General features: G+C 68.8%; 14 protein-coding genes. 4 read left to right on the top strand and 10 right to left on the bottom strand.

Annotated features, from left to right (window positions below; genetic code table 11):
• Window positions 1–66: 66 nt before the first annotated feature.
• The 3 genes from ABEE00_RS34500 to ABEE00_RS34490 form a co-directional block, all read right to left on the bottom strand.
• Window positions 67–2,241: a serine/threonine-protein kinase gene (locus ABEE00_RS34500; RefSeq protein WP_345749756.1), complete on the bottom strand. Its 2,175-nt coding sequence runs from the start codon at window positions 2,239–2,241 to the stop codon at window positions 67–69.
• A gap of 5 nt (window positions 2,242–2,246) precedes the next feature.
• Window positions 2,247–4,337, bottom strand: coding sequence for an outer membrane protein assembly factor BamB family protein (locus ABEE00_RS34495; RefSeq protein WP_345749755.1), 2,091 nt, complete (start codon window positions 4,335–4,337; stop codon window positions 2,247–2,249).
• A 133-nt stretch (window positions 4,338–4,470) separates the two neighbouring features.
• Window positions 4,471–6,357: an outer membrane protein assembly factor BamB family protein gene (locus tag ABEE00_RS34490; RefSeq protein WP_345749754.1), complete on the bottom strand. Its 1,887-nt coding sequence runs from the start codon at window positions 6,355–6,357 to the stop codon at window positions 4,471–4,473.
• A gap of 228 nt (window positions 6,358–6,585) precedes the next feature.
• Between ABEE00_RS34490 and ABEE00_RS34485 the strand changes: the two genes are divergently transcribed.
• Window positions 6,586–6,870 carry a hypothetical protein gene (locus ABEE00_RS34485; RefSeq protein WP_345749753.1) on the top strand — a complete coding sequence of 95 codons (285 nt, stop codon included), beginning with the start codon at window positions 6,586–6,588 and terminating at the stop codon, window positions 6,868–6,870.
• Between the two features lie 171 nt (window positions 6,871–7,041).
• On the opposite strand, the gene ABEE00_RS34480 is transcribed toward ABEE00_RS34485, so the two are convergent.
• The 7 genes from ABEE00_RS34480 to eccB form a co-directional block, all read right to left on the bottom strand.
• A complete protein-coding gene (locus ABEE00_RS34480; protein WP_345749752.1) occupies window positions 7,042–7,350 on the bottom strand; it encodes a WXG100 family type VII secretion target in 309 nt (102 codons plus the stop codon).
• Window positions 7,351–7,408: 58 nt separating this feature from the next.
• The gene (locus tag ABEE00_RS34475) at window positions 7,409–7,804 is read right to left on the bottom strand and encodes a WXG100 family type VII secretion target (RefSeq protein WP_345749751.1); all 396 of its coding nucleotides are present in this window, start codon (window positions 7,802–7,804) and stop codon (window positions 7,409–7,411) included.
• A gap of 51 nt (window positions 7,805–7,855) precedes the next feature.
• Window positions 7,856–9,112 carry a S8 family serine peptidase gene (locus ABEE00_RS34470; RefSeq protein WP_345749750.1) on the bottom strand — a complete coding sequence of 419 codons (1,257 nt, stop codon included), beginning with the start codon at window positions 9,110–9,112 and terminating at the stop codon, window positions 7,856–7,858.
• 18 nt (window positions 9,113–9,130) lie between these two features.
• Window positions 9,131–10,903, bottom strand: coding sequence for a hypothetical protein (locus tag ABEE00_RS34465; protein WP_345749749.1), 1,773 nt, complete (start codon window positions 10,901–10,903; stop codon window positions 9,131–9,133).
• Between the two features lie 20 nt (window positions 10,904–10,923).
• Window positions 10,924–11,367 (bottom strand): hypothetical protein, encoded by a 444-nt coding sequence (locus ABEE00_RS34460; protein ID WP_345749748.1) that lies wholly within the window; start codon window positions 11,365–11,367, stop codon window positions 10,924–10,926.
• A 480-nt stretch (window positions 11,368–11,847) separates the two neighbouring features.
• Window positions 11,848–13,128: a type VII secretion-associated serine protease mycosin gene (mycP, locus tag ABEE00_RS34455; protein ID WP_345749747.1), complete on the bottom strand. Its 1,281-nt coding sequence runs from the start codon at window positions 13,126–13,128 to the stop codon at window positions 11,848–11,850.
• 22 nt (window positions 13,129–13,150) lie between these two features.
• Complete coding sequence (gene eccB, locus ABEE00_RS34450) at window positions 13,151–14,686, bottom strand: type VII secretion protein EccB (protein ID WP_345749746.1); 1,536 nt, start codon at window positions 14,684–14,686, stop codon at window positions 13,151–13,153.
• Between the two features lie 189 nt (window positions 14,687–14,875).
• Between eccB and eccE the strand changes: the two genes are divergently transcribed.
• The 3 genes from eccE (at window position 14,876) to ABEE00_RS34435 (ending at window position 20,137) form a co-directional block, all read left to right on the top strand.
• Complete coding sequence (gene eccE / locus ABEE00_RS34445; RefSeq protein WP_345749745.1) at window positions 14,876–16,210, top strand: type VII secretion protein EccE; 1,335 nt, start codon at window positions 14,876–14,878, stop codon at window positions 16,208–16,210.
• Window positions 16,211–16,921: a hypothetical protein gene (locus tag ABEE00_RS34440; RefSeq protein WP_345749744.1), complete on the top strand. Its 711-nt coding sequence runs from the start codon at window positions 16,211–16,213 to the stop codon at window positions 16,919–16,921. It begins immediately after the preceding gene.
• A 339-nt stretch (window positions 16,922–17,260) separates the two neighbouring features.
• A complete protein-coding gene (locus ABEE00_RS34435) occupies window positions 17,261–20,137 on the top strand; it encodes an SCO5717 family growth-regulating ATPase (RefSeq protein WP_345749743.1) in 2,877 nt (958 codons plus the stop codon).
• The last annotated feature ends 122 nt before the right edge of the window (window positions 20,138–20,259 follow it).

The raw sequence follows: 20,259 nt of genomic DNA, 5'->3' as shown, positions 1-20,259 counted from the left end.
GTGATCGGGCCCTGAGCGCTGGGCGGGTACGGAATGATGCGCTGGTCTTCCGGCTGACGCGGAAGCTTATTCAAATGGCAAGGCGACCGCGGTGGTACCCGAGACGGCCACGAGTCTTCCCGACTTCGCCTGCGGAATGAGCGCAGGGTCCCCGTCGTCGTTGGGCCCCTGAAAGACCCACGCGTCCGTTCTTTCCTTCAGGTCGACAGCCGTGATCCAGCGGTTCTTCTTGGTCGGGAAGTACACATACTTGGAGCCCGCTACGGGTGCACTGATGCTGGGGTCCGAAGGCTCTGCCGCCCACGCAGACTTCATCTCCCACTTGAGCTTCCCAGTGCTGGCGTCCAAGGCGATGACCCCGTTCCCCAGCTCGCGGCTGTACAGAGTGCCGTCCCTGTAGGCCGGAGGTCCGTAACGGGATTCTTCCTTCCGATACTTCTTGGGGAACGTTCGCCCCTCCCCGAACTGCCAGTCAATGGCGCCGTTCGACATACGCACCGCAACAATACCTGTGAGTCCTATGCCGAAGAAGATGTGCGTGCTGTTGTGCGCGTAGCGCCCCCCTGAAACCGTGGTCCCGCGCTTCGACTGAAGGGGAAGGGCGGTAGTCCAAAGAACCTTCCCCGTGCCGCGGTCGACTCGCTGAACCCCTTTCCCATTGACAATGATCAGCGCGTCGTTCAAGACGGCGACCTTTTCGCCGGGGATCAAGAGTTCGGGAACGGGAGCATGCCACTTGCGCTCTCCGGTGCGAGTATCGATTGCCACCCAGGAACGACTACTCTTCCCCTTCTTCTTGCCACGCCGGCCTTCTGCCTCCTGGACAAAAATGAACCCCTTGTCCGCACCCGCCAATTGGGGACCATGAAGTCCGGTCTTCTTCATTTCCACGATCGGATCGATGAAGTTTCCCGTTGCGAGGTCAATACGAGACAAGCTGTCCGACTCGGGGTCAACTGCGTAGATGCGCGAAGTGCCGAACACGGCACTCGACGCAACGACCGAGGAGTTGTTCCTCCCTCTTTTCGTACCGTCGTCGACGTCTACCGTGTAAACCCCTGACTCCCCCAGCATCGCCAGGTAGCCGCCCATCGTCGCCGCCTGGACCTGACCGAGACCGGGGACATGCGTCTTCCAGATCTGCTGAGGGGCACCGCCTCCGCCTGTCGTACCGACAGGCCCTCCCGAGTCATCTTCTCCTCCGCCCCAAGCCCATACGCCACCGACGGTTCCGGCAGCCAGTACTCCGGCCCCGCCAACGGCCGCAAGAACCTGCCGTCGGGACGACAGGACTCGTGTCGCCGGTCGCGGAGTCTGAATCTCCTCCGAGTCCGGCTCCGGAGCAGGCATCCGCGACGGCTGGACCTCCCACACGTCCGTACTGCGTCGCAGGATTTCGGCGTGTACGGCGTCGGGGAGAGAATCGGCGAACAGCTCCGAACCGCCTCCCAACTGGTGGGCGAATTCGCCTGTTGCAGGCCGCTGTGTGGCGTCCTTCGCAAGGCAACGCTGCAGGATGGGCAGCAACTCGGGTGGTACACCAGTCAGATCTGCCTCGCCGTAACGCACCCGGTAGAGCAAATCTGCGGCTTGCCCACTCCCGAAGGGGCCGTGCCCGGTCACAGCGAACACCAGCACCCCAGCGAGCGCGAACACGTCGCCCGCGGCCGTGTGTTCCTGCCCGGTCGCTTGCTCGGGCGACATGAAGGCCGGCGTCCCCGCTGCCAGGCCGGTACGCGTAAGACGGTCGTCGCCGACGGCCCGCGCGATACCGAAGTCGATGACCTTCGGCCCCTCAGCGGTTATCAGAATGTTCGACGGTTTGAGATCCCGGTGCACCACGCCTGACTCGTGAAGCTGCTCCAAGGCGTCACAAAGGGCAGCCCCCAGCCTGCGTACGGCTGCCTCGGGCAAGGGGCCGCACAGTGCCACTGCGTCATCGAGTTGCGGTCCCAGCACATACTCCGTGGCCAACCATGGAATGTCACCCAGAGGATCGGCATCTACGACATGTGCGCCGTGCTCACCACCGATGACGCGCGCTGCGTCAACTTCCAGCCGGAAACGCGTCCGGTATTCAGTGGAGGCCGCCACCTCGGCGTGCATCGTCTTGATGGCCACGGTCCGGCCCCCTGGAGACCTTCCTAGGTAGACGGTCCCCATGCCGCCGCTTCCCAGGCGTGCCAAGAGGCGGAACGTTCCGAGCTTGTGCGGGTCGTGATACGCCAGTGGAGAAACCATACTCATCAGTCCACAGGAAGTGCGTAGAGGGTGGTGTTACCGGCCACCAGCGTCATTCCGGTCGTGGCAGCGATCACCTTTCCGGATTCCCCCGACTGCCAACCCGCGCCCACCGTCGCCATGCGCCATTGCGGCGTCCCGTCCTTGGCCGACATGGCCCCGATCTCTGATTCAGCAGAGTAGAACAACGTCTGCCCCGAGCCGCTCAACGCCAACTCCCCGAGAGCCAGTTTGTCCGCTACGGTGAACGGGTTCTGATGCCACATTTTTCGCCCATTACGGAGGTCCAGCCCATAGATTCCGGATTTCCCGCTGGACGCGTAGCCGGTTTTTCCGTGCCACACCACTTCTTCGTCCGCCATTCCTCCCAGGGGGAAGCTCCAGCGCTCCGATCCGCTCTTCAAACCGTACGCCTTGAGGCTCTTGTCCACTCCCGCGATGACGATCCCGTCACCCACGGAACTGCACACCAATGCGCTCGAACTGTCGACCCCCTTGTATCCCCGTGTCCAGAGCTTGCGCCCAGTACGCACGTCAAGGGAGAGATAGGAGAGCCAGTCGCTCTCAGCCAGAAGGCCGCTGTTCGGAATGAGCAGCTCTTTTCCTTTCACCAGCGACGGAGCTGAGTCTTCCTCGGTGCTGAACGAATCCCGCGCATAGTCTTTTGGCACATACTGCCGCCACAACTCCTTGCGTTTCTTGAAGTCGTAGGCGATCACCATGTACTGCCGGTCCTCATCAGAGGCTTCCAGATTCTCGGCGGAGAACCACAGGGTACTCTGCCGAGTCGCCAGAGGAGACGAGAAGTTCACCGGTTTTCCCGAACCATACTTGTCCAGCGAAAAGTTGACGCTGCCCGTCCGAGGAGACACCACTTGCAGCTTCTCGGTGTCGGAGAACAGAACCCCCATGGACCCCACGCTCAAAGGCGCGATATCCGAGAGGACGTCGTCGCGGGACCAGACCTGTCGCCCGTCACGGAGGTCGACGGCCACCGTGCCGTCAGTGCTCGAAAACAACATCAGACGTTCGGCGGAGAGCAGCAGGGAGTCGCCGAGCTCCTCTCCCTGAGCCTCGTAATACCAGAGGGGGGACGGTGCCGTACCTGACACCGACAGTTGGCGACGCTTGTCCTCGCCGTTTGAGCCCATCAGGCGCCAAGCGCCTACCGCGCCGCCTCCGAGAGCGAGTCCCGCGGCGCCGGCTGCGGCCCCGCGGAGCAGATTCCGTCTCCCGAGTTCCCGCCGGTCCGGCGCTGCAGACAACGGAACACCGGTCTCATCGACCCCTTCTCCAAGAGAAGGACTCAACACCCGTTGGGCCGCAGCAGTAGATTGATGCGCCTCCCGCTGCTCCTGCAACGCTGATGCCACAGGCTCCAACACGTGGAAATGCCCCGTTGCTCCGCGGTCCTGCAGCTGACGAAGCAGGACGTCGGCTCGCGGGCGGGCCCCCGGATCTGCGGCCATGCACTCGGCCAGTACGTCACGGATGGAGAGTGAGGCGGGAAGCTGCGCTGCCGATGTGACAGCGACTCCAGTGGCTGCATAAGCCACGACAGCGCCCAACATGTAGATATCGCCTGGCGGTTGAAAGCCGACGTGGTCCGTCGTGTGTTCGGGCGGAAGCCCCGCATGAAGGGCTGCTGTGGATATGGGAGCAGCCGCTCCGCCGACTGGCACGGCGGCACGCTGAAGTCCGTAACCGGTCACCTGCGGGCCGGTCGGCGTAAGCAGGAGCGTCGCCGCGTCCAAACCGGCGTGCACGAGACCGTGAGTGTGAATTCCCAACAGGGCCTCGGCAAGTGCCGCCGCCAGTTCGAGAGCAGTCGGTTCCGGCATGCCCTCGGGGAAGTCCGATATAGCCGATCTCAATGGCAGCGCCGGAAAGCTGTCATAGGCCACCCAAGGCTGCTGGGCCTCGGGGGGTGAGATGTCGATGACCGGAGCTACACGTCGCCCGGTGAGCCGACGCGAGTTGTTTGCCTCAGCCCAGAACCGCATCCGGTACGCGGAGTCGCCGGCCAACGCCGGCTCCGGAAACATGAGAAGCACCGGACGGTCGTGGTCGTTGCGCTGGCCCACTGCTTGGCGCATGCCGTCGGCGCCCGCTCCCACCTCCGCCAGAAGGTGGTACCGGCCCATCGCCGGCAGGCTCTCCGTCGCGTGTGGCGCCGACATCAGAATCTCTCCATTACCCGAAACCTAAAGAGCAAGGTGTGGTGGCGTCTCAGTCCAACGGCAGTGCGTAAAGGCAGTCCTGGCTCTGTACCACCGCTGTGGTATCCGTCAGTGCTACACGCCTCCTGCCCTTCGCCGGCCGCTTCCGGTCCGGCAGATCCACGAAGCGCCAGAGCAGGCTTCCTCCCCGGGCATCATGTGCGGCGACCGCGGACACATCGGCCGAGAAGACCAGCCGGCCACCCGGGCTCACGAACGTCTCGGGCCTGGGGTCGTCCGGAAACCAGCCGCCCTGACGCTCGGCCTCGCTCTGCCACTTGACCCTCCCGGTCTTCAGGTCAACGGCGTGCGGAGCCCCCATCAGGTCGGTGGCGAAAACGGTGCTCTCGTGGATGACCGGAGGCCCGAAGAGCGGACGTTCCTTCTCTCGCTTGCCCTTGCTCTTCACACTCCATCGCGGCGCGCTGCTGCCCGCGACTTCATAACCCTTGAGCCGGGCCCCGTCGGCGACGACCAGCCAGCCATGACCGGATGCCTCGACCCATTGGCCCTTCGCCACTCCCTGGAATTGCTTGTCCCAACGCTTCGCGCCCGTACGGCAGTTCAGCGCCACAAGGGGCCTTGTGTCGCCCGAAGCACCCGCCACTTCAGCACTCGTGGGGGTGGTCAGTACAAGGTTGTCCCCGACCAGGTGCCCCTCCGTAAAGCCGTCCGGAACCTCTTCCCGCCACAATTCGTGCTTCTTGGCTACGTCGTAGGCAATGGCCGTCAGTGCGTCCTTCGATGACTGAGCGCGGGAGTTTCGTACGGCGAACCACACGACGGACTGGCGCACAGCGAGCAGGGAGACGATCCGTTCGTGGGCATACCGTCTGGAATCGCGTGCACGCCAACGAACCGCGCCATCGCGCGGATCAAGCGCCATCAGGTCCTGGCCGGGAATGAGGACAAGACCGTTCGCGATGCTCTGAGGGTGCCCCGTGGCACGTACCGACGATGCGTGCCATACACGCTTTCCGCTTCTGAGATCCACTCCGTGAACGCCCGCGCCGTTCGCTGCGACGACGATCTCTCTTGTAGGGATGAGGGGCGCGAAACGCGGTGCTCCGCCCGGTATTTCGTAACGCCAGGAAGGCGACGGTGCCGTACCCGGAACGCGTTTACGCGACGGCCGTGCCGCTGCCAGGCGCTCGGCGGGTGTCGGTGCGGGCGGCTCCTCCGCAGTGGCCGCCCACGTCGCGCCGGCCCCGATGGCGAGACCCAGCGTTCCGCCCGTGGCCGCGGTCAGTACCCGTCGACGTGACGCCGTGTCCACGATTCGGGTCACGGCGGCGGAGACGGTGGTGGTAGCCGTCGTCGCGAGCCCGCCTGCGGCTCCGCCCCGCTGCGGAGGAACGGTTGCCTGCTCGTCTACGGCCCCTGTCGCTCCGATGCCTTCGGGTTCTGTTTCGGTGTCCGGCAGCATTTCCGGGCTCGTCTCCGCTGCCAGCACCGCTCGAGCCTGCGCTGCGAGGGCTGCACTCGTCTTCCTGGGCAGCCAGCCGGGTGTCAGCAGGCCGGCGGCCCTGCTGACGGACGAGTCCAATGCCGTCGCCGAACGTTGGGAAGGCTGCGGAACGGCTGTACTTCCCTGACTCGGAACCGTTCTGGAGCCGCCCGCCAGGCCGCCCCGCGTCAGTTCGTCCAGGACTTCGGAGGCAGAGGGGCGATGAGCGGGGTCGCGGCGGAGGCATGCCTTGATGACGCTGCGCAGTTCCGCGGGAAGTTCACTGCTCTCCGGCGTCAAATGCCCCGTGGCCGCGTACGCGAGAACCGCGCCGAGAGCGAACACGTCCCCCGGGGGACGCGGACGGCCCCCGGTGAGCTGTTCAGGCGCGAGGCACTCGTTGATCAGACTTGCGAGCCCCGACCGGTCGTGCCCGTCATGACCAGCCACGCGTACAGTGCCGAACCCTGTGAGTCGAATGCCACGAGCGGTGATCAACACACTCTGGGGTGAGACACCGGCATGGGCGAAGGCCCGACTGTGCAAGGCCGATAGGGATTCAGCAAGAAGCGAGCCTACGGCGTACAGCGTGGTAATCGGCAGCGGACCGCCGTGCACTCCCAATACTTCCGGAAGGGATATGGCGGGCGTGTAAGCAGATACACGGACCGGTGTTTCGTGGTCGTCACCTACGAATACGTCCGTCACCGGCTCCAGCCACGGGCTAACACCGGAAAGCTGCCGCGCCTGCTCCGCCTCAGCTCGAAAACGCCCTCTGCGCTCACCATCCGGGGCGAGTTCCTGCGACGGCGCCGTGAGGAGAACGGTACGATCCGCGTTTCTCGCCACCTGCACTCGTTCCGCCACTGGGAGAGTTGCGGGACCATCAACCAGATCACCGACGAGCCAGTACGGACCGACCCTCTGCTGAGTGCTGAATCGCAGCTCGTGCATACCTTCTGAACCTCCCCCGGACCGCTCTCAGCGCAGACTCAAGACCCGCCAATCTACCTGCGGTTGCGCTGGGTCCCGGAAGGATGCCTACAGGAGGACTTGGCACTTGTTGAAGTGATACGACGACGGCGGGTGGGCGTCTCCCGCGCACGCCCACTCGCCGCCGATCGTGACCTGCCGTCAGAGACTGAAGTACGCAGCGCCCTTCTTGTCCGTCTCCCGGTAGTCATCGCTGGCCTGCCGCACCAAGTTGGCAATCTTGGTCAGGGCCTGGAAGAGACCATCGGCGTCCCGGTCCCAGTTCGCCTGGATCTGGGTGTAAGCGTTGTGGGCCTCGCCTTCCCAGGACTCGGCAACTGCCTTGACCTCGTTCTGCAGCACCTCGATGTCGCCACGGAGGCGCTTGGCCGAGTTGTCGATGGTCGTGGCAGCGTGCTCCAGCGAGCCGTACTTTACTGCGATTTCGCCCAGTGAATTGGCGTCAGACATGACTTTCCTCTCCTGATTCTTCTTGTCCGGCTCAGGCGTAGCGGGTTCAGCCGCTACATCACATCTGACTCAGCTTCGAGTACTGGGCCATGTTCTGCCCCGTTTCGCCGTAAGAACCGGCGCTGATCTGCCCGTTCCCGCCCCCGTCGCCGTTGAGGTCGATGCCGCGCATCGACGCGGCCACAGCGTCGTCGTTGGCGCCGCTTCCCTTCTGCGTCCTGTCGACGGCGTCCCGGACTCCGCGCATCAGCTTCTGGAGCCTGACGTGGTACTGGTTGAGGTCGTGCTGCGCCTTGCTGAACTGCCCGGCACCCACACCACGCCACTGCGTCCGCAGCATCTCGAGCACGGACTCCAGGTCCTTGACCTGCTTGTCCATGCTGTCGATGACACCTTCGATGTGTCGCTTCGTCTGATTGAGCCGTTCATCGTTGAGCTTCTGGCCGCCCGACATATGTGCTCCCCTGTGGTTGTTTGAACTGCTGACGGCAGGTGGAAGTCGCCGTCAGCCCCTCTTCTTCCGGACTGCCATAATCGCGCCACCGCCGACTACAACGATCGCAACCGCTGCCGCACCGCCGATGATCCAAGTCCTGCTGTTGCTTTCCGACTTGGAGTCTGACAGTTCCGCCTTGTCCTTCGCACCGGCCTTTTCGGAATCGGCACCGGACTGTGAAGAACCGGACGGGTTCTTCGAATCCTTCGCCGCCGGGCCGGCCGGCTTGTCGGTGAGCGGATTGATGGCCGGGTCGCCGGGCTCGCCCTTGCCCTCTACGAGGTTGATACGGGGGCGGACCTCGCCGCGGCCGATGTACTTGCTGACGTTCTTGTCGTCCTTCGCCGCCCGGCCCGCGGTGTCGAACATGACGCGGAGGACCTGATTGGCCGTCCAGTCGGGATGCTTGGACCAGAGCAGGGCGGCGGTGCCGGAGGTGATGGCGGTGGCGGCACTCGTACCGCCGTCGCCGCCGCAGTAGTTCTTCTGGTCCTTGCCGCAGTGAACGGGGAGATCGCTGCCGGGGGCGGAGAGGTCCACCTGCGCACCGTTTGACGAATAGTCCGAGACCGACCCAGCCTTATTTGTGGAACCGACCCCGATTGCCTCTGGATACTGCGCAGGGTAATGGGACCCGTTGCCCTTTTTCGCCTCGTTGCCCGCACTCGCGAACAGCAACTTGCCCTTTTTCTGGGCGTACTTGAGACCTTCCTCCATGGCCGGGGAAGGCGCAGCACCACCGAAGGACATGCTGATGATCTTCGCGTCGCTGTCCGCCGCCGCACGGATAGCTTCGCCGAACCTGTCCTTCTGGTCGTCGCCCCCGACGTCGCCGAGATTGACCTTGAAGGGGATGACCTTGGCACCTGGGGCAACGCCCTTCAGCCCCCCGGAGGCACCGGTGCCTGCCACGAATTCGGACATCGTCGTGCCGTGACCACTGGGGTCGTCGTTCACGCCCCCAGCCGAACCGGAGAAGTCCTTGCCCGGCAAGACTTGCCCACGGAGCGACGGGGTGGACTTGTTGACCCCACTGTCGATGACCGCGACCTTGACGCCCTTGCCGGTGCTCTTCTCCCAGACCTTGTCCATCTGCATGGCATCGAGGTGCCATTCCTTCTGCTGAGCGTCCTCTGCGACGGCGGCTGGAGCCACACCGGTGAGGATCACGGTGCACGCGCCCGCCGCGGCGAGAACGCTCAGCGCTCTTCGCCGCGGCCGGCCCGTGGACGTCTTCTCTTCGCCTCGGCTGTTCACTGCCGTCATCGCTGTACTCACCTGGGGCTACTCGATTACTGGGGGCACCGTGCGACGTCGTCCCGACGTCCGCGTCTCTTCTTCGGTCACGTGGGCGGGACGCTCGTTCTCCTGGCGCTCCTCGTCCCGGTCCTGGGGCTGGTTTCCGCGTACCAGGCCGGAACCTCCCGCGCTGAACTGGCGGTCGGAACCGCCGGATGCCGTACCGGCGGGCCGCGGGGTGCCCACCACTCCGCCGGCGCCCGCGCCTGTCGGGCGCTGCGTCGCCGACTCGTTCGCCGCCGCGGAGTCCGCGCCGATCACGCTGCCGCGCGGCTTGAAGCCGCCCGGTGCCTGGCCTGCCGACGGCTGCTGGTTGCCGATGACGTTGCCACGCGGGAGACGCGAGCTGTTCTGCTGCGAGCTGCCGCTGTTGCGGCTCGGCGTACCGCCCACCACGCCATCCGACCGGCCCGAGCGACCAGGCTGAGGCCCGGACGTCGAGCGGCCGCCCTGGGTGCCGGCGCCGCTGCTCGTACCCGTCGGGCGGCCCATGATGCCCGTGTTGCGGCCGACCGCGTTGGGGCCCTGCTTGGCCGTACCCGGGGTGCTCGCGGTGCGGCCGGTCATCCCCTGCTGCCCCGTGGTCGTGGGACGGCCGATTTGCTGGCCTTGTCCGCCCGTGCGACCCATCGGCGACTGTCCCGTACGGCCAGTGGGCTGGCCCGAGGTGCCCGAGCGGCCGACAGGCTGATTCGTACCCTGGCGGCCGACCGGCTGATTCTGCCCAGCCGTGCCGGGGCGCCCGACAGGCGGAGTCTTGCCGGTGGCTCCGGGGCGGCCCGTCTGCTGGCCTGCGGGCGGGCGGCCCGCGGGGCTGGGGCCTGTGCGGCCGCCGGTGGCCGTGGGCCCCTTCACCTGCGGCTGCCGCGCGAGCGGATTAACCATGCTGGGGCCGGGCACGTTGGGCTGGCCGCCGCCCGAGGGATTCGGCTGTGCCGGGGCGGGGCTGTGCGGCGTCGGGTCCGCCGGAGGAGCGGGCGGGGCGACGCTGTCCAAGCCGGTGCCGACACGGTCGTCCCCTGGTGCGGGAGTAGGCCCGCTGGGGCCGTGCTGGGACGGCGATCCCGGAACACCGCCTCCGGAAGACGCGTCCGACCCGCCTCCCACAGCGCCTCCACCGCCTCTGGAAGGCGGTGTGTCTTCTCCCTTCGGCGCCGGCGGCATCCCGATATTCGGCATCGCCGCGAACGTCGGCGGCTGGGACTTCGACATGTTGTCGTGGGAGACCTGGTAGTACGAGCGCAGGCGGGTCAGTTGGTTGACGGCCTCCTCGCGCTTGGCGTCGCGGGAGCCGCCGCCCTCCTTGCCCGGCATGCTGCGCTTGGCCTCCGACAGGCCGTCGCCGGCCGACTTCATCTGCGTGGAGGCGTCCTCGGCGAAATCGGCGAGGCTGTGGGTGTTCTTGACGAGTCCCCTCGTCCAGTCGCGGAACGCGCTGCCGGACTCGCCCTCCCACTCGATGTGTTCGGAATTGCGCTTGAGTTCCGTGGCCGCGCGGCGCATCGCCTTGGCCGCGTCCGCGAGGTCCTCGCCGACGTTCATCAGCTCGTGCGGCTTCACGCCCTCGAGGAGGTCGATCATCTCGTTGAGCTCGCGGCCCTCGAAGCTGGTCTTGCCCAGGCCGGGATCACCCGTGGCGCCTCCCAGGGGCCCCCGGCGCTCCGTAGCGTGGCGCTGCTCAGTCGCGAGCGACTGCTGGGCGGCCCGCCAGTCGTTCGCCTGGCCCTCGCCGCCCTGGCCCTTGTTTCCTTCACCCATCGTCGATCCCTCCCCCCGGGTCAGCGTTCGACCTTCTTGTCGGTGGCGGTGTGCTTCTGGCCCGTCTCGTGCTCGTGCTTACGGCGCTCGGCCTCGAGCTCGCGGTCCTTCGTCTTGCCCTGGATCTCCCAGAAGCGCCGCTTGACGTCGTCCTCGAGATTGCCGAAGCCCACCTGCACGCCGTGCACGGCGATCTGCAGGGCCTCGATCTGATCCTTGAGGGTCTTGGAGAGTTCGGTCAGCTCTCGGTGGACGCGGTTGTACTGGTGATAGAGACCGTCGGCTTCCGCGAAAGGCGAATTCGACGCGGCCAACGCGTCGCGGGTCAGGCGCTGTTGGGACACCTTCGAATGGGAGGCCTTGGACTCTTCAAGGTCCCGCAGAATGCCGTCGACTCTCTTCTTGAAGGTGCCGAGCGCCCCCGCGCTCAGCTCCAGATTCCTGGAAGCCCCCCCGTTGCCCACGACCGTTCCTCCGCCCGTTTCACATCCGCTCGCTGTGGGCTCCTCCGGTCATCCGCGGGGCCCATGACGACTAGTGACACTCTAGCCACTGGGTACGACACCACCAACCGCATAGCGCGGCGCCCGAGTTGCCCCCGGCGCGCGGTCATCCCGGCGGGGGCATGTCAAGAGCTGTGGGGCTCAACCGTGAAGCCTCGTAGGGGCCGGAGCACTCCGTTCCGGGGGCGGTACGGGCGTCGAGGGCCCGGCCGCCGCGCCGAATGCCCGGGTTTGGCCGCCACTTGTGAGGGTCCTGTGGGAATCAGGTCACGGCGCCGGAAGCGCGCGTTCCGGCGCCGCCCTCACGCGCCCCACGCCCCTCGCACACCCACGAGCCGCCGCTCGCACAGAGCCGGTCGCACAGAGCCGCCCGCGCGCAGCGAGCCGCGCGACCGCCCCGTACAAGCCACCTCAGCACAAGCCACCTCAGTACAAGCCGCCTCACTCCGCCCCGACCCTCCCCACACGCCGCCTCCAGTCCCGGTAGACCAGCGCGCTGCCGAAGATGATGGCTACCAGGACTCCGCCGCCCACCACGGCGTAGGTCGCCAGGCGTTCCTGGCGGTCCTGGGGGGACTCGCCCAGGGTGACCTTGGCGGGCGTCGGGGCCTGGGCCTTGGAGACGCCGCCGCTGGGGTGCGGGCGGTCGACCGGCTTCTGGTCGTCGGTGAGGGCCTTCACGGGGTCGATCACACCCCAGCCCACCCGGTTGTCCTTGCCGGGGATCGAGCGCTCGGCGGTCTGCTCGAGCTGGGCCACCACCTGCTGGGGCGTCCAGTTCGGGTGCTTGGCGCGTACGAGGGCCGCCACTCCGGCCGCGTACGGGGCGGCGAAGCTCGTGCCGTTGTCCGGGCAGTGGCCGCCCTTGGGGACCGTGGAGACCATGTCCACGCCCGGCGCGGCGAGGCCGACGAAGTCGCCGGACTGGGAGAAGGGCGCGCGCTCGTTGTTGCGGTCGGAGGCTGCGACGGCGAGGACGTCCGGGAAGGCCGCCGGGTAAGTCTCCTTCACCTTGCCGCCGAGGCCGTCGTTGCCGGCCGAGGCGACCACCACCTTGCCGGCCTTGACCGCGTCCCGCACCGACACGGCCAGCGACGACGTGGGCTTCATCGCCTGCGCCGTGTCCTGCGAGATGTTGATGACGTCGGCGCCCTTGGCGACCGCGTGGTCGATGGACTTCGCGAGGCTTCCCGCGTCGCCGCTCCCGTTGGCGTCGTTCTGGATGATGGGGATGATCTTCGCGTCGGGCGCGATGCCGACGAAGCCGGTCTTGCTGGAAGGGCGGGCTGCGATGATGCCCGCGACCTTGGTGCCGTGGCCGACCGCGTCCGAGGTGCCGTCGTCCTTGCCGCGCGGCGCCGCCTCGCCGTACTTGTCCTTCTTCGGCTTCTTCGGCAGCACGTTCAGCCCGCTGCCCGACTCGACCGCGCTCTTCAACTGCGGGTTCTTGACGTCGACTCCGGTGTCGATGACGGCGACCTTGACGCTCCGGCCGTCCGTCACCCTCTTCCCCTTCGTGTCCTTCCAGAGCTGGTCGAACATCAGCCGCTGCAGGGACCACGGGCGGCCCTTGTACGGCTTCGAGGGAAAGGTGCACTGGCCGGTGCCGTCGGCGGCGGCGGGCGGTGCCTGTACGAGGGTGAGCCCCGTGGCCGACATCGCCGTGGCGGCGACGAGCGCGAGTCCCTTGTGCACCCTCGTACGCCGGGTGAAGCGGTCCATGGTGGTGTCCTCCCCCGGAGATTCAGGAGCCCTGCGGCTGCCTGGCGTCGGCCGTCGACATGCGCGGCCCGGTCGGCAGGTACTGCGCCCAGGTGTAGGGGATCGGCGCGGGCTTCACGCCCTTGTAGCCGAGCCGGATCTGCGCCTGCTGTCCCTCCTGCGCCTGCTGCTTCTTCGCCTTCTCGTCGCCGCCCGAGCCGATGCCCGCGTCCTCGCCCGTCGCGTCGCTGTTGGACTGCATCGCGTACCGCAGCCCGTTGTCGGTCGTCAGGAAGACCCCCCCGCTCTTGGTGTCGGTGCCCTGGATCTGCCGGAAGAGCTGTCCCGAGCCGGGCGTGACGTACGCGCTGGTCGAGCCCGCAGGCAGCGTCGCGGGGTAGCTCTTGCCCACCCACGTGCTGAGCGTGGTGTTGCCCTTGCCGTCCACGTGGCGCAGCACGTTGCAGGTGGTGTTGCGGCCGGAGTTCGGGGAGGCGGAGTTGACCACGTACGGGCTCTTCTGCGGCCACTTCGTACGGAACACGTTGCCGCCGAACCACTCCGGCGTCGGGTGGATCGCGGACAGCGAGACGTCCGTCGCCTTGGACCCCTGGCCGAGCTTGACGGCCTGAGGGCGGTCGAGGAGCAGCTGGGCCATGAAGTCCGTGACCGGCATGACCGAGTTCTGGGTCACCACGTACTTCTGCATGTAGCTGCCGTTCCTGGCCTGCAGCACCATGCCGACCTTCAGGCGCTGTCCGTCGGGCGTGGTGCCCTGGGCGCTCGACTGCGCCCCGGTGGTGCCGGACACGTCGGGGAAGCGGATCTCCTCGCCGGTGTGCAGGGTGTTGAGCCACTGCTGGGAGACGCGCTGCGGCTCGTTGTCGCCCGCCAGGGAGCGCACCAGGTCGGGGTCCTCGGCGAGCGGGTACTTCGTGCCCTTGCCGTCGACGATGTACTGCGTGTTGTCCGTGCTCTGCACGTACGAAAGCTGGCCGCCGCGCAGCTTGTTGGGGCCCTCGACCTTCTTCATCTCGCGTTCCCCGAAGACGAACGCCGCCTTCTGCGAGGAGCGGCCGCCCTGGCCCGCCTTCTCGCACACAGCCCAGCGCTTCGGGGCGCTCGCCTGCTTCTCGTCCGGCAGGCGGTCGGGGGCGTACGGGATGCCGAGGGTGGCGCCGTGCGGGACCTTGCCGCTGTCGAGGACCTTCTCGTCGACCTTGGTGATCTTCTCGCCGTTCTGCTCGTCGAGCAGCAGGCGTGCGGAGGCGTAGTTGAGCACGGGGTGGAGCTGCTTCTTGCCGTCCGTCATCAACACCACGTAACGGGTCGTGGACTTGCTGCCGATCAGCACTTGGGCCTTCGCCTCGTCCCAGCCCTTCGGCGCCGACGGCTGGAACATCCCCCACGCCCCGAACCCCGCCATGATCACGACCCCGATCACCGCGCCCGGCACCACGGCGCGCAGCGGGCGGGGCGCGCCCTCCTCCGTGCCTGAGGGAGACGGCTGGAGGAACTGCGCGACCAGCCGCTTCTTCGCGAAGGTGTAAGCGTTGAGCTCGTCCCGCCGTGATGCCATCAGTGAAGTGCCTCTCCCCGCTGTCCCGTTCTCTGGTGCGCGCAGCCTGACACCGGATTCGGTGCGGCTGTCGGACCGGCCCCCTACTATGCCGGTAGACGATCCTCTTCCGCCGCTCCGGTAGGGTGATCGACCGGCCAACACCCCTGGCGAGAGGGGTGAATTCGGACATGAGGGGGCTTTGCGGCGATGGGAACTGCCACGCGCGCCCGGGGTTCCGCGGCCCGCTCACGGGGCCGCCGGGCGGGCGGTTCGGAGAGCGCGGCGGCAGTCGCGGCGCCGCAGCCGCGCACGCCCGCCACGACCGTGCTCCGCACCGAGTCGCTGACCACCCGCATCGGGCCGTTCCAGCTCCAGCAGCTCGTGCTCATCGAGCTGGCGCTCGCGGTGCTGGCCGTGGCCGCCGCGATACACCGACTCCTGCTCGTGCCCGCCGCGGTGGTGGCCGTCGCGCTGATCCTGTTCGCCGTGATGCGGCGGCATCAGCGCTCCCTCCGCGACTGGCTGTCCACCGTGCTGGCGCTCCGCGCGCGCCGCAGACTCGCCGCTCAGCCGGTGACGGAGCGGGTGGACGCGAGCCTCGCGCCGGCCGCCGAGTGCGTGCCGGGCCTGCGTTCGTACGCGTTCCTCGACCGTGACAGGCGCACCGTCGGCATGATCGGCGACGGCAGCTTCCTCACCGCCGTGGTGCGGGTCGAGGCGGGCGTGAGCGTGCTGCGGCCCGCCTTCGGCGCCCGCGCGCTGCCGCTCGGGCTGCTCCGCGAGGCCCTCGAAGTGGACGGCATCGTCCTGGAGTCGGCGCAGCTCGTGCAGCACGTGCAGCCCGCTCCTGCAACGCACCTGCCCGAGCAGTCGGTGGCCCGCCGCAGCTATGCGCCGCTCCAGGAGCAGACCGGCTCGCCCGCGCTGCGGCTGACCTGGGTCGCGCTGAAGCTCGACCCGGAGCTGTGCCAGGAGGCCGTCAAGGCGCGCGGCGGCGGACTCGAGGGCGCACAGCGCTGTCTGGTGCGCGCCGCCGACCAGTTGGCCAGCCGCATAACGGGCTCCGGCTTCCGCGCCACGGTGCTGAACGAGGAGGAGCTGATCTCCGCGGTCGCCACCTCCGCCTGCGTGAATCCGATGGCGACGGCCCGCGCGAGCCAGCCGGACGCGCCGCCGAGCCGCCGCACCCAGGAGACCTCGCGCGCCTGGCGCTGCGACGACCGCTGGCACACCAGTTACGCCGTGGGCCGCTGGCCGGAGCTGGGCAGGGCGGCGACCCCGCTGCCGCGGCTGGTCTCGCAGCTCACCTCGGTTCCCGCGCTGACCACCACGTTCAGCCTCACCGTCGGCCGTGGCACCCGCCGCCAGGCCGTTTCGGTGCACGGGCACGTGCGGGTGACCGGCGGTTCGGACGCCGAGCTGGGCAACGCGCGCAAGCACGTGGAGAAGGCCGCGCGCTCGGCCAAGGTCGGCCTGGTGCGCCTGGACCGCGAGCAGCTGCCCGGCACCCTCGCGACGCTGCCCATGGGAGGGGTGCGCTGAATGGCGAACGGCACGAGCCTGATGCAGGGGCTGCGCGGCCCGCGCCGCGCGGGGCACTCGCTGCCCGCCGACCACCTGAGCGCGCTGTCCATGCCGGTCGGCGACGACGGCGTGGTGGTGGGCAACGACGCCGAGGGCCGCCCGCAGATGGTCGGCTTCCACCACCCCGTGCCGTACGACGTCGTGCTGATCGGCGGCCTGTGGACGGCGCAGGCGCTGGCGCTGCGCACCGCGGGCACGGGCGCGCGCGTGGCGGTGGAGACGGGCCGCTCGCAGCACTGGACCAATCTCGCGCAGGCCGCGGGCGCCGGTCAGGAGTGCATTTCACTGCACGACGTCGGCCGCGTGCCGCCCATGGGCCCGACCGTCGGCAGCCCGGTGCTGGTCATCAGGGACTGCGGCATGCGGCCGCCGCGCGGCCGGGTCGCCTCGTCCGCCTGGCAGTCGGTGCTGACACTGCTGCCGTATCTGAGCCCGGTGGCCCCGCGGCTGCTGCGCAACTCGGCCCTCGCGGGCATCCAGCGGGTCTCCCCCGACGAGGCGCGGCAGATCGGCCGCATCATGCAGCTCCCGCAGCAGGACGTGGACACCCTCTCCACGCTGGGCGACGGCGTGACGCTGTGGTGCAACGGCCGGGAGCGGCAGTACACCGTGACCCAGCCCACGGACGCGGAGTCGGGCCTGCTGGGTCCGGCGCGACGGCTGGACTGAGAGCCGGGACCGCACGTACGAGGGACGCGCCCCGAGCCGTCAACTCCCTTTCGCGGGGCGGCATTTGGTGGAGCGGACGGCGTACGGAGCGAGGGTCGGCCGGCCGGGCACCTAGGGGTCAGGGGCCGCCGGAATCCGGGATAAGTGGGGGCAGAGAGAGTTGACCGGCCCGCCGCCCGGTTCCGAGACTGGTTTGAGACCTTGGGCTGCTTGAGTCGGTTGGGGCGGTTCCGTCTCCGACGGCGGGACAGGGCCGAACCGCCGAGCCCGGAGTTGCGATGATTAGGCTGGCAGCCGCGCAGCAAGTCGGGGTGCATGACCACAGCAGCAGGAGGCAGTGTGAGCAGCGATCGGGATGACATCCGCGTGAGCGGACTGGTGCCCGGCACCGATCGGCTCGATGCGGAGGGGGACTCCGAGCACGAGACGGAATCCACGGGCCAGTTCACCATCGACTACACGCCTCCCGCCTGGTACACCCAGGATGCGAACAACCCGGGCACTCAGGGCACATCGGGCGGCCCCTCCTATCCGCCGCCCCCGGCGCCCCAGGCCCCGTCCCCGCTGCCCGGCACCCCTGCTCAGAGCGACCCGGCACAGGACACCCCCGCGCAGAGCGACCCGCAGCAGAGCGGTCGTACGGAGGAGGACGCGCACGGCGACTTCGCACTGCCGCAGCCCTCCGCGCCCGGCGACGACCGGGACGCCGCGAGCGGTGCCCCGGTGGGCGAGGAGCACGGCCGCGCGGAGGACACGGCGTCCACCGCGGCCTCCGACGGCTCGGGCTTCTCCGCCTCCCCCTCGACCCCGTCCTTCCCCTCGCTGGGCACGCCGTCCGCGCCCTCGTGGTACGGGGATAAGCCGAGCGCCGAGGGCAGGAACGAGGCCGAGGGCGCCGGCGAGACCGGCGAGACTGGCGAGCGTGAGCCGTACGCGGCGGACGCTGACGCCCCCGGCGCCGACGTCGACTCCCCCGCCGATGACGCCGTCACCGACACCGACGGCACCGGTGACGTGATGGGCGAGGACGCGCGCGAGGGCGAAGAGGGCGACGCGTCCCCCAACTTCCTGTCCGCTGAGGGCCGTTCGGAGGACGCCGACGAGGAGTCCGAGGACGAGAGCGAGGGCGAGGGCGACGCCCCGGCGACCTCGACGTCGGACGCGACTTCGGCCTCGACCCCGGACTCGCACTCGACCCCCGCCGACGACCAGGACCAGGACGACGACGGCGCCGGGGATCTGGAGGACGGCGCGACGATCAAGTTCTCCGCGGCCTCCCTGCGGCGCGAGCTGGCGGAGATCGCCGCCGAGCGCAAGCGCGAGCAGGAGGAGGAGCAGGGCTCCGGCGCCGAGGACGTTCCGCCGTTCGCGGGCGGCATGTCCAAGGAGGGCCCGCACGAGGCCGGGGAGCGCCCCGCCGCGGCGTCGGCCCCGCAGAGCGGTGACCCGTGGCCGGCTGCCCCGGCGGACGACGGCGGCCAGGGCGGTTCCGGCGAACTCCCGCCGCTCCCCCCGAATTTCGCCCCCGCGCCCCCGCAGCAGTCCGCGACCCCGACGCCCCCGCCCGCGGCGCAGGGCCCCCAGCCCCTGCCGCCGCAGCAGCAGGGCCAGCAGGGCGGCGGCTACGGCTACCCGCAGCAGGGCCAGCAGCCGCCCCAGCAGGGCCAACCCCCGCAGGGCCAACCGCCCCAGACCCCGCCGCAGCAGCAGCCGCAGGCGCCCAACCCCCAGGCCGCGCAGGCCGGTTACGGCTACCCGCAGCAGGGCCAGGGCGCCCAGCCGCTCCCGCCCCAGCAGCCCCAGCAGGGCGCGTACGGCTACCCCCAGCAGGGCCAGCAGCCGCCCCAGCAAGGCCAGCCCCCGCACGGACAGCCCCCGCAGGCCCCGCCGCCCCAGCAACAGCAGCCGCCGGCCCCGTACCCGCCGCAGCAGCAGCCTCCGCAGGGCCAGCCGTATCCGGGCCAGCCCCAGCAGCCGTATCCGGGGCAGGGGCCGCAGGGGCCGATGCCCGGCGAGGAGGACCCGCGGCGGCAGAATCAGGGCGGTTCGCCGCTCGGCTACACCGCGGCCGTGGAGCTGTCCTCGGACCGGCTGGTCAACAACCGGAAGAAGCCGCGCTCGGGGAATCCCGCGCTGGGCGGCAAGTTCAAGTTCGGCGCCAAGAAGGAGGAGGCGGAGCGACAGCGCAAGCTGGACCTGATCCGCACCCCGGTGCTGTCCTGCTACCGCATCGCGGTGATCAGCCTCAAGGGCGGCGTGGGCAAGACGACCACGACCACGGCGCTCGGCTCCACGCTGGCCACCGAGCGGCAGGACAAGGTCATCGCGATCGACGCCAACCCGGACGCGGGCACGCTGGGCCGCCGGGTGCGGCGCGAGACCGGCGCGACCATCCGCGACCTGGTCACCGCGATCCCGTATCTCAACAGCTACATGGACATCCGCCGGTTCACCTCGCAGGCCTCGTCCGGCCTGGAGATCCTGGCGAACGACGTGGACCCGGCCGTCTCGACGACCTTCAACGACGACGACTACCGCCAGGTCATCGACATCCTCGGCAAGCAGTATCCGATCATCCTGACCGACTCGGGTACAGGGCTTCTGTACTCCGCGATGCGCGGGGTCCTCGACCTCGCCGACCAGTTGATCATCATCTCGACCCCGTCGGTGGACGGCGCGTCCAGCGCGAGCACCACGCTCGACTGGCTCTCCGCGCACGGCTACGGCGACCTGGTGCAGCGCGCCATCACGGTGATCTCCGGGGTGCGCGAGACCGGCAAGATGATCAAGGTCGAGGACATCGTGTCGCACTTCCAGACGCGCTGCCGCGGCGTGGTGACCATCCCCTTCGACGAGCACCTGTCGGCCGGCGCCGAGCTGGACCTGGACATGATGCGGCCGAAGACGCGGGAGGCGTATTTCAACCTCTCCGCGCTGATCGCCGAGGACTTCGCGCGCGCCCAGCAGGAGCAGGGCCTGTGGACGGGGCAGGGCAACAACAACCCGCCGCCGCAGATGCCCCCGCCCATGCCGGGCGCCCAGCAGGGGCAGTACCAACAGGGCCAGTATCCCCAGCAGTTCCCCGGCCAGCAGCCGCAGCAGTGGCAGCAGCAGCCGCAACAGCCCCCGCAGCAGGGCGGCTACGGCTATCCGCAGCAGGGCCAGCCCGGTCAGCAGCCTCCCCAGCAGGGCGGCTGGCCGCCGCCCCAGCAGTAGGCGGCGCCGGACGGCGACGGACGCTCAACGGCCGGGGGCCGGGCGGGACGTACACCAACCCCCCCCCCCCCCGCCCGTGGGAAGAGCGAACGCGCCCCAGCAAACGCCCGCCCCCCAAACCC

The organism is Streptomyces odontomachicola (genome assembly GCF_039605595.1).
Taxonomy (GTDB): domain Bacteria; phylum Actinomycetota; class Actinomycetes; order Streptomycetales; family Streptomycetaceae; genus Streptomyces.
The sequence above is the reverse complement of the archived record's forward strand: the minus strand, read 5'-3'. Positions and strand labels throughout refer to the sequence as shown.